Here is a 9,276-nt window from a genome sequence, read left to right as displayed (position 1 = left end):
TCGGACAATCACGCGGTCAACGCGACGATGGGCGGCTACAATCCCGTCGGCTGGAAGACGGACCAGGATCTCATAGTCGGGAAGACAAAGGACGCTCTGAGAGCCGCCTTGGGGAACCTCGAGGACGTCGAAGTGGGAGCGAAGATGGGAACGATACACGGGTTCAGAGTCTTCGGACACCAGAGTGCAACCAGACTCGCCACGGTCGTGAGCTCCACGCTTTCCACTCTGAGGATCAACACCTTCTACAGCCTGCTCGTGGCGTTCTCTCTCGCAGGGATCGTCCTCCTTGGACTCAAGGCGTTCGGCTAGAGATCGAGGAAGTGCTCGTGGACCCGGGGATCCCCGGAGAGTTCTGGATGGAATGCCACGGCCAAGAGGTTTGCTTGACCGGCCATCACCACAAGCTCGTCCAATCGGGCCAATACCCTGCAGTCCTCCCAGACTTCGGCTATCGCTGGTGCTCTGATGAAGACGCCTGGGAAGGGGTCCTCGAACAGGGCGGTGTCGATCTCTGCCTCGAAGGACTCTCTCTGCCTGCCAAAGGCGTTCCGAACGACCTTCATATCCATCAAGGAGAGGAGCTCCGTGTCGGTTCGCTCCACATCTTCGTCTCCCGCCTTGGCCATGAGAACGCAACCGGCGCAAGTTCCCATTATCGGCATCCCCTCCTGCCCCCTCTTGACAATGGATTCTCTCAGTCCTTGCTTGTCGATGAGCCGGGATATCGCCGTGCTCTCCCCGCCAGGAATGATGAGCGAGTGGATTCCCTCTATCTGATCGACCCTTCTGACCACGGCCGCACTTCCGCTCCGCCCCAGGCCTCTAAGGGCTCTGTCGGTCATCTCGACATGCTCGGACACCGCGCCCTGAACGGCTAGTACGCCTATCTTCATCCAAGACCCCGCGCTACTCCCATCGAACGATGAGGCTCTCAATGTCCATGCGATCCTTTATCTTGCCACTCTCCGCTGGAAACCCAATCGGAAGCAGAGCGACAATGGCGCAGTTGTCCGCAATGTCGAGGATGCCTCGGACGGCGGCTGTGTTGAAGTACCTCACCCAGCATGTGCCGAGTCCTGCCTCATGCGCCAGGAGCGTGATGTGGTCGATGATGATGGCGACGTTGAGAAAGGAGTTCAGAGTGTTGGCCATTCTGTTCTCCAGTTCGCTTGTGGCCTCCCGTTTCTCATTGAACTCCGAGAATTCCATGTCCTCGATCATTCCGACTTCGACGAGGGGCTGGAAGGCGGAGTACGACCCGTGACTACCGAAGACATTCAGGTCGGACAGGCAGATGATGACCATTGGCGAGGCGGCTATCCATCGCTGGTTGGAGGCTTCGGACAGCCGCGCTATCTTCTGGCGATCCGTAACGACGATGAAGCGCCATGGCTGAACATTGTTCCCTGAGGGCGCCCATCTCGCGGTCTCAAGTATCCCCTCCACGAGCTCCCTGGGCACCTCTTTCTCTTCGAACCGTCTGATGCTCCTCCTGTTCCTCATGGCCTCGGCTAGTTCCATGGCATCGGCAATAGTCTGGAATGATTAAATGCTTCGCTCTAGGCTATCCTCTTCCCGAAGCCCTCCGCGGTCGGACTGTTGTCATGGACCGCCTCGACGTGGAATATGTAGGCGGGCCTTCTCTCCCGCTGATCCTGAGGAGTGTAGTGGAAGCTGTCATGCACGCAGTTCACGAACTCGCGATAGTCGGAATCCACATGGACCTCAAGATCGCCCCTGAGCTCGAAGCTGACGTTGGGCGGGCGATAGAAAACGAGGCATGCCTTGCGTGAGGACTGAACGTTCGTCCAAGTGTGCTTTGACGAATTGGGAATGTTGACGGCGAGCTCGAGAGTGGACATCTTTGCGAAATCGACGTGCTCCCTGGCCTTCGCGGGGTCGAAGTAGAGGACCTTCAGCAGAGTCCTCATGCCTCGGGCCTGGAATCCTTCGAGGAACCCCCTCCTGTCCTTCTCCGATTCCGCGCTATCGAAGTCACGGTCCCCTTTCTCGATGTGCCCCGAGAGCTCGTCGATCGAATCCCTCAGAAACTTCTTCTTGACCACATAGCCAGCTCCAACGATTTTCGCATTGACATCGAGTGTGCGGTCCGGAGCTGAGGATGCGGTTGCGAGAGCGGGGTTGTGCCTGGTGCTATCGAGGAAGAACTCGTTCATGTCGGTCCTCTCGCCATTCAAGATCTTGAGGAAGGTGCTCCTCCGCGGGTAGTAATTCCACGTGAGGAACCTATCTGGAAGCTCGACCATGCGTGTCACCATCCAGTATCATAGCAGAAGGGGCTTGAGACCTTTCGGATACCTCTCCTTTGCGAAGCCGACGTAGATTTTCTTGAAGCGCGTCCATTGCTCCTTGAACTCATCCTGAACGTCGCCTATGACCTTGGCGGGGACCCCGACAGCGATCTTGGCGGGAGGGACTTCCTGCCTGTTGGCGACGACAGCGCCCTCGCCGACGACGGCCCATTCACCGACCTGGGCGTAATCGCTCACCGTGGCGGACATGCCAACAATGGCGGAGTCGCCTATCCTGCAGTTGTGAATCGTGGCATTGTGGCCTATGGTCACGTATTCCCCGATGATGCATTCCTCGTCAGGTCTCGCATGAACCACGCAGTTGTCCTCGATGCTCGTGTTGTCCCCTATCCGGATTCGACCGTAATCGCCCCTGATTCTCGCTCCTGGACCGATGAAGCATCCTTCACCTATCTCAACGTCTCCGATTATCGTGGCACTGTCGCAGACGAATGACGATTTCCCGATCCTTGGTTTTCTTCCCTCGAACTCATAGAACATCTTCTCACCTAGTCCGCAAGTATTCCCAGCCTTGGAACACCGAAGCGGGAATAATGGTTTCCATTCCTGAATTCTCCATTCTGCCCCATTTTGGATAGTGGCAGACGAGTGCTACTGCAATCCAGGAGAGCGGATGCGGGGGAAGCGATTCGAACGCTTGTAGTCCTGCGACACAGGGTCCTAAGCCCTGCCCCTTTGACCAGGCTCGGGTACCCCCGCTCGAGTTCGGATGAAACCCTGACTATATAAGAATTCTATTTGAGCAGGTCGACCATTGCCACTCGTTCGAGGACGAGATCGAAGATCTTCGATTCTGGGACGGAGGCGATCTCCTTCTTGCTGATGCCATACTCGACCAGCATCGACGCGTCACCATCGAGGACGCTGTCGTCCTGCTTGAAGTCAGCCTTCTCGAGGAACTCATCGAGGCTGAACTCCCCGAACGCCACAAGCGCGACTTCGGAATCGCCTTCCCGGATCCCCATCTTCTCAATGGCCTTGCTAATCTGCCTTGTTCCAGAGGCGTATAGTAGCGTCTCGGTTGCGCGAGAGTTCGACGTGTTCCTGCCCCTCTCGAAAGCGCGAATCGCGTGGTCTATCGCGGAGTCGAGGTGAATCCGACCGAAGACCATTGAGGCCCTCATTAGCTGGACGCTGGCATCCGCCCCGCCTGCATTGCGCGCGGCTCTGAGCGCGTCCTCTGCACCGGAGACCTCACCCCTCAGTCCCGCCAAGATCACCATCTGAGAACTCCTCCATTGCCTTCTTCCTGTAATGCAGGAAAAGATAAATCTATTCCGCTTGGAAGTCGTGGAGAATGGACTGCCCGCCCATCTTCTCATCTTCCTCGATCGTCACTGATCCGCCCAGTTGCAGCTTGATGTTCTTCGCGATCGTCGTTCCTATGAGTGGAAGTCTCGACAAATCCTTGACATCTGCCTTCTTCAGGTCTTCGCCGGTCTTGTATCCGTGGGAGAAGAGGGACCGCGCCCTTGCTCGCCCGATTCCTCGAAAGGATACCAAATCCAGAAGCTCCTTCTTCACCCCGTACCGAATCCTCGGCATCAGGGCGCTGAGGGTCCTCGACTTGGACTTGTCGAATATCCTTGAGAGCTCCGTCATGGAGTGCATCAGCCATTCCGCCATGTCAACCCACCTCCGGATGTCGCCGGGTCCGACACCGAACCTCTTCGTGATCGCATCTGCGGACTCCTCCTCGATCCAGCTCTGAAGGAGAGCGGCGGTCTTCACCTCGGCAAGAAAGAACTCATAGTCATCATAGTCATCGTAGTCAATCAGGAACTCCTCGTTCGCGGCCAGTTCCTCCACCCACTCGTAGTCGCCCCTTCGGAGGTACAGCGTCGGCACGTCAGGAGTGGCGCATATCGCGTGAAGATAGGCGAACGCCGTGTCGCTCTTCCCGCCAAGGGCTTTCCTGAGAGTGACGGCCGACAACGGATCGATGTAAAGGTCAGATGTTCTCTTCCCGAAGAAGGTCGCCTTGTAGCCCTCCCCTGCTTCGATGAAGTCCTCCTCTGTGAGAAACTCGAGCACATCATTTATCGTGTCCGAGATCGTGTAAGTATCCGTCTTCTGAGCGAAAAACGTGCTCTCGATGAAGGTGTTCAGCCCCTCTTCGGTCCTCACGTGACCCGTGGCGATCGAGGAGAGTATGTGCATCCTCAGAGCCGGACGCTGCCCCAGCTTCGAGTCGATGGATTCCGGCTCGGAGAGCAGGTAGTTCTCCAATATGAAGGCGCTGTCACCTGGCTTCTTCGCCAGGAGTATGGCCTCGCCCTCCGTGTCGAACTTAGGTCTCCCCGCCCTTCCGGACATCTGCTTGACCTCCATCACGGGAATGGGGACGTTCCCATAGTTCGGGTCGTACCTCGTCAGGTCCCGGACGACGACCCTTCTGGCGGGAAGGTTGATCCCCGCCGCCAATGTGGGCGTGGCAACGATACACTTCACCAGCCCGGACTTGAAGTTCACCTCCACCATCTTCCTTTGATCGTTCGTGAGTCCCGCGTGGTGAAATACGGCCGCGTATCGTATCCGTCTGGAAAGCCTCGCACCGAGGGATGTGGGCTCGTCCTGCCTTGACTGGAGCTTTCTAGACAGCATCGCTAGATCCTTGGACGACTTTGGCTCCAGGATGTCCTTGAGATGCATCCCGACACGGCCTGAGAGCGCTTCGCTCGACCTTCTGGTGTTCACGAATATGAGGCACTGCCCGCCCTCCTTCACGACATCGAGTACCAAGGAGCTCACGTCGTCGCCACAATCCGCCACAGACTTCTTCGTCCCGTCCTCGAAGGATATCTCACCCTCGTAGAAGACGCCCTCCTTCAGCGGGACGGGGCGCCAGTCGCTCGCGATGTGATCCGCGTTCAGCCATTCCGCAATCTCATTCGAGTTCTTTATCGTCGCGGAGAGAGCGAGTATCTGCGCCCTCGGGTTGATCTGCTTGAGCTTGGACAGAGTCACCTCGAGCGTGGGTCCCCTGCCCGGGTCGTTTATCAGGTGTATCTCGTCCGCCACGACGACGCTCAGTTCCTTCAGCCAGTGAGCTCTGTGCCTCAAAAGGGAGTCTGCCTTCTCGGATGTCGCTATGATGACATCGAACTTCTCGAGAGTGGGATCGGGGGCATCGTAGTCGCCGACGGAGACGCCGACCCGAACGCCCAAGCTCTCGAAGGCCTTGAGGTCCTCGTACTTCTCGGATGCGAGTGCCCTTAACGGCACGATGTAGAGGGCCTTTCCCTTGCGCAGGACTGACTGGATGACCGCCAGATATGCAACGAGGGACTTCCCGCTCGCGGTCGGAATCGCCAATACGACGTTCTTTCCCTCCAGGGCTGGTCCGATAGCCTCAGCCTGGGGTGGATACAGCTTCTTGATTCCTTCCTTTGCGAGTATGTCGACTATTCTGGGATCGATCTCGAGGTCGGAAACCTCCATTGCGTGGGCATCGCTCGAATGAATCAAATACCTTTCCAATTCGACATGACTGGAGCTTGTGGGACTGCCTCCGGAAGAACATGAGAAAGCTGCAGATCCTCGTGTTGGAGTACTAGCGGGAATATATCTCTATGAACTTCCTGAGGGATCTGTCATACGTCTTCTCGACCTCAGGCGGGAAAAGACATCCTGGGAGTTCCTTCAGCTGCCAGTGATATCTAATGCACTCGCAGCAGACTCCCTTCCGACTGCAACCGGGATATGTGCACGTGCACGACTCTTTGTTCTCCTCCTCCCTGCATTCCATGAGATCACCGCACGAGCAATGCGATTCTGAAGATTAATCCTTTGCTACTTGCTCCTTGCCAAGTATATGACCAAAGCGATGATCGCAACCGCGAGGATCACGGTCAGACCTATCCACAGAAGCAGGTCGGTATCAGCGGCCCCGCTCACCTCGACGACGTGAGGGTCGTTTTGCGGGCTGACGGACGGGCTCGTCACTTGGTTGCCCCCCACGTCCGTCGCTTGAACGTAGTACTCGATCCTCCCATTGCGGTCGGGGGTTTCGATTTGCACGTAGTACTCGGCCGTCTGGCCCAGTCGATGCATCTCGTGCGGGACGAAGGCCGTACCGCCTATCGGTTTGACGTAAGCAACGACCCGCTCGATTCCGACATCGTCGGAGGCCCACGCTGTGATGTTTATGGTAGAACCTGCGGAAGCCGATTCCACGACTTCATGCTGCAAGTCAGGCGGGACGATGTCCTTGATATCAACTGTCGCATCGCCGACTGCTGGATATCTGCCTCTTGCACCGATGACGTTCTCGGCGACTACGAGGAAACTGACCCTGCCCACAGTGTTCTGAGCGGGTATCACGCCCTCCCACGAACCGTCGAGGTCGGATCCTGCCACGAGCGTCATGTTCGCTTCCGTGTAGTTCTCTTCCGATACTCCCCTGAAGGAGAGCACAACGGAAATCACACCCCATTCATCGGAGACGTTGCACGTGATCGGGATGTCCTCGTAAGTGCTCCGAGTCTCATTGAACTGGCACTCGACCAGTGGTGGCATCACTGTTGTGAAATGCCATCTGAACCTGTCTTTCATAGAGGTTCCTGAGATGTCGACGACCGTCGATGAGATCTCAAGATCGTAGGTTACGTCCGGCGAGAGGCCAAAGAGGGGCTCAAACACCGCCGAATCCCCTTCGGCACTCCAGTTCCAGGTCCCGGCAGTGGGAGGGAAAATGCTGAAGGAGGATTCCAGTGACAACGGATCAACAGGCTCTGAGAACGCTATCCGTATGTCGGTGTCGAGGAGAGCATTCGCGGAACCGTGATCCGGGAAGACGTCAATAACCGAGGGGGGCCACGTGTCCGCAACCGTGTCCGCGAAGTAGACGGACGCGCTGATTGCTCCTCGGTAATCCATCCACACAGCGTAGCATCCACCGCCCGCGTCCATCGTGATCGAGGGTGAGTACTGGGGCCACGTCCCTGTGTCATCGTTCATAGGGAAGGGCGTGAGAATCTGTTCCCAATGTGGTTTGTCCGCTCTTGGAAGCACGGTTTCAGCAGTGGTGATCGCCCCGCCTGGCTCGATGTCCACAGAGGTCGTAATCAGAGGTTCGCCAAGGTCGTAATACCCATCCAGGGAGGCGTCTAGGAACATCAGGTCATCGCTGTCCGCGAAGGAAGAGAGGGTGTCGTTGAGTGCCAGGTCCGATGAGCCGTTGTATATCCTGATATCGTGGGAATCGAAGCGGCCAGGAAGACCTCTGTCGATCCACAGGGAGATCTTGTTGAAGCTCACGTTGGATGCGGATGACGCGTCATTCGTGAAGGAGACGTTTATCGACTTGAGGTCGGGAATCGTCCAGAAGCCAAGGGACATCAGCTCTATCGTCGTGGTCTCTGCCGCCCCGCCAGTGTTCACGATGGGGAAGATGGAGACGTTTGTGGGTCCAGAGAGTCCTCTCGAGATGTTGAGGAAGGAAGTGCCATCGTACGAGCTGTCCGTCATGTACGTGACCTCGATATCCGCCCTGCTTATCGGATCGTTGTTCTCCAGACCGTAGTTCTCGGGGTTGATGCCAGCGTCCTTGGCGTGCGCGATGTCGAACCATCCGATGGACATCGTCTCGGACCGCTCCACGGAGTAGTAGAAACCATCGACGAGCCTCAGGAAGTTCACGAAGTTCCCTGTTGTGGTGTCCCAGTCCGATTTCAGCTTGGGCTCGATGCTCGGATAGGAAAGAACAGGGGTCTCCAGGACAATGTCGTCATCGAGTCCCCAGCCATCAGAGTTCTCGTCGAAGTATACCAGGCTCACTCCCGTCAGATCCTCTTGAAGATTCGCCTTGCCGGCAAGGACTATCTCATCAGGAGAGTCGGTGCCGTCCAGCCTACCGTGGTCCAGTCTGCCGTTGCCATTGTCCAGAGCCACCGCTTCTCCGGGATCTCGGTGGCCATTGGGCGTGAGAACATCGTCGAAGAAGTAGTTCCCGCCGAAGAGCGATACTGCCGGGAGGAATCCAGCTCCTTCAGACCTCGCAAGGTAGATGTTGTAGCTCCCCGAGCGGCTCTCCGCCCAGGAAACGTAGATGACATCACTCGCGCGTGAGACCTCGATGACGGGTGTCTGATGGCTCGTCCCCCTGCCGTCCGTGACGCGTGAGGTGAAGTTGACGAAGAGGGGCTCGGTGAAGTGAAGACCATTGGTTGACCTGGAGTAGAGGATAGATGGTTCCCCATACCCGAGCTCGTCGTCCCAAACCACGTGCAGGACATCATCTCCGTCGATGGCCAATGATGGATTCGACTGCAGGATTTCCTTGTATTCGTGGTTCACACGCACGTTCTGACCGAAGCTCATCCCGTTGTCAGTCGAGTTGGAGATGAAAACGTCAGTGTCGTCCACGTAGGAAGGGCCCTGTGGGATCCGCCCTTCCCGACCGTCCGCCCAGACGACGTACACCTTCCCGCCAGAATCCACCTCTATCTGGGGGTCGAGCCTTCCGTTCTTCTTGCTGTCGCTCACGGTGACGGGGTCTGTGAACGTCTGTCCGCCATCGCTCGACGCACTCACCTTGATGTCGAGATAGTCGTCGACCCAGGCGACATATATGATGTCGTTCTCCTCGTCGATGGTGATGCTCGGTCTTGTGGACGAGCTCGAACCGGATTGCCAAACTGCGACATCTGCTGAGAAGGGCCTTCCGCCGAGGGACTGCGAGAAGTAGATGTCCGTGGCAACGTTCCTGCCATCCTCCCAAACGACATAGACGCTTCCGTTTCCCGCGGCAATGTCGGGGAAGCTCGAGTGCGTTCCATCGCCTGGATTGTCGTTCACCATCACAGGCTCAGAGAAGGTCGTGCCGTTGTTCTTGGACACCGACAGCAGGATGTCGAAGTCCCCCAATCCCCTGTCCTGCCATGCAACGTAGACCCCGCGATCGTCGGAGGCAATCGCGGGTCGAATCGCCGTTACGCCA

9 protein-coding genes and 1 tRNA gene are annotated in these 9,276 nt (G+C 57.2%); 1 reads left to right on the top strand and 9 read right to left on the bottom strand.

From position 1 onward, the window contains the following. On the top strand, window positions 1-312 hold a 312-nt coding region (locus LN415_09005; GenBank protein MCJ2557224.1), incomplete at its 5' end, for a DUF2070 family protein. Here LN415_09005 and pdxT read toward each other — a convergent pair. From pdxT to LN415_08960, 9 genes are all read right to left on the bottom strand, one after another. Further along, window positions 309-896, bottom strand: a complete 588-nt coding sequence (pdxT, locus tag LN415_09000; protein ID MCJ2557223.1) for a pyridoxal 5'-phosphate synthase glutaminase subunit PdxT — start codon at window positions 894-896, stop codon at window positions 309-311. The genes LN415_09005 and pdxT overlap by 4 nt on opposite strands. A 13-nt stretch (window positions 897-909) precedes the next feature. After that, the gene (locus LN415_08995) at window positions 910-1,524 is read right to left on the bottom strand and encodes a nitroreductase family protein (GenBank protein MCJ2557222.1); all 615 of its coding nucleotides are present in this window, start codon (window positions 1,522-1,524) and stop codon (window positions 910-912) included. Between the two features lie 38 nt (window positions 1,525-1,562). Next, the gene (locus LN415_08990) at window positions 1,563-2,270 is read right to left on the bottom strand and encodes a hypothetical protein (GenBank protein ID MCJ2557221.1); all 708 of its coding nucleotides are present in this window, start codon (window positions 2,268-2,270) and stop codon (window positions 1,563-1,565) included. Between the two features lie 18 nt (window positions 2,271-2,288). Further along, entirely contained in the window at window positions 2,289-2,816 is a 528-nt protein-coding gene (locus LN415_08985) for a gamma carbonic anhydrase family protein (GenBank protein ID MCJ2557220.1), read from the bottom strand. A gap of 134 nt (window positions 2,817-2,950) precedes the next feature. Then, window positions 2,951-3,035: transfer RNA gene (locus LN415_08980), tRNA-Leu, on the bottom strand. Between the two features lie 35 nt (window positions 3,036-3,070). Then, window positions 3,071-3,559 carry a KEOPS complex subunit Cgi121 gene (locus LN415_08975; protein MCJ2557219.1) on the bottom strand — a complete coding sequence of 163 codons (489 nt, stop codon included), beginning with the start codon at window positions 3,557-3,559 and terminating at the stop codon, window positions 3,071-3,073. A 49-nt stretch (window positions 3,560-3,608) separates the two neighbouring features. Beyond that, the gene (locus tag LN415_08970; GenBank protein ID MCJ2557218.1) at window positions 3,609-5,816 is read right to left on the bottom strand and encodes a DEAD/DEAH box helicase; all 2,208 of its coding nucleotides are present in this window, start codon (window positions 5,814-5,816) and stop codon (window positions 3,609-3,611) included. A gap of 73 nt (window positions 5,817-5,889) precedes the next feature. Then, complete coding sequence (locus LN415_08965; protein ID MCJ2557217.1) at window positions 5,890-6,084, bottom strand: DUF6485 family protein; 195 nt, start codon at window positions 6,082-6,084, stop codon at window positions 5,890-5,892. A gap of 44 nt (window positions 6,085-6,128) precedes the next feature. Further along, the coding region (locus tag LN415_08960) for an Ig-like domain-containing protein (protein MCJ2557216.1) at window positions 6,129-9,276 on the bottom strand (3,148 nt) is incomplete at its 5' end.

It is taken from the genome of Candidatus Thermoplasmatota archaeon, assembly GCA_022848865.1.
Lineage (GTDB): Archaea > Thermoplasmatota > Thermoplasmata > RBG-16-68-12 > JAGMCJ01 > JAGMCJ01.
This window is presented reverse-complemented; position numbering and strand designations above follow the sequence as displayed.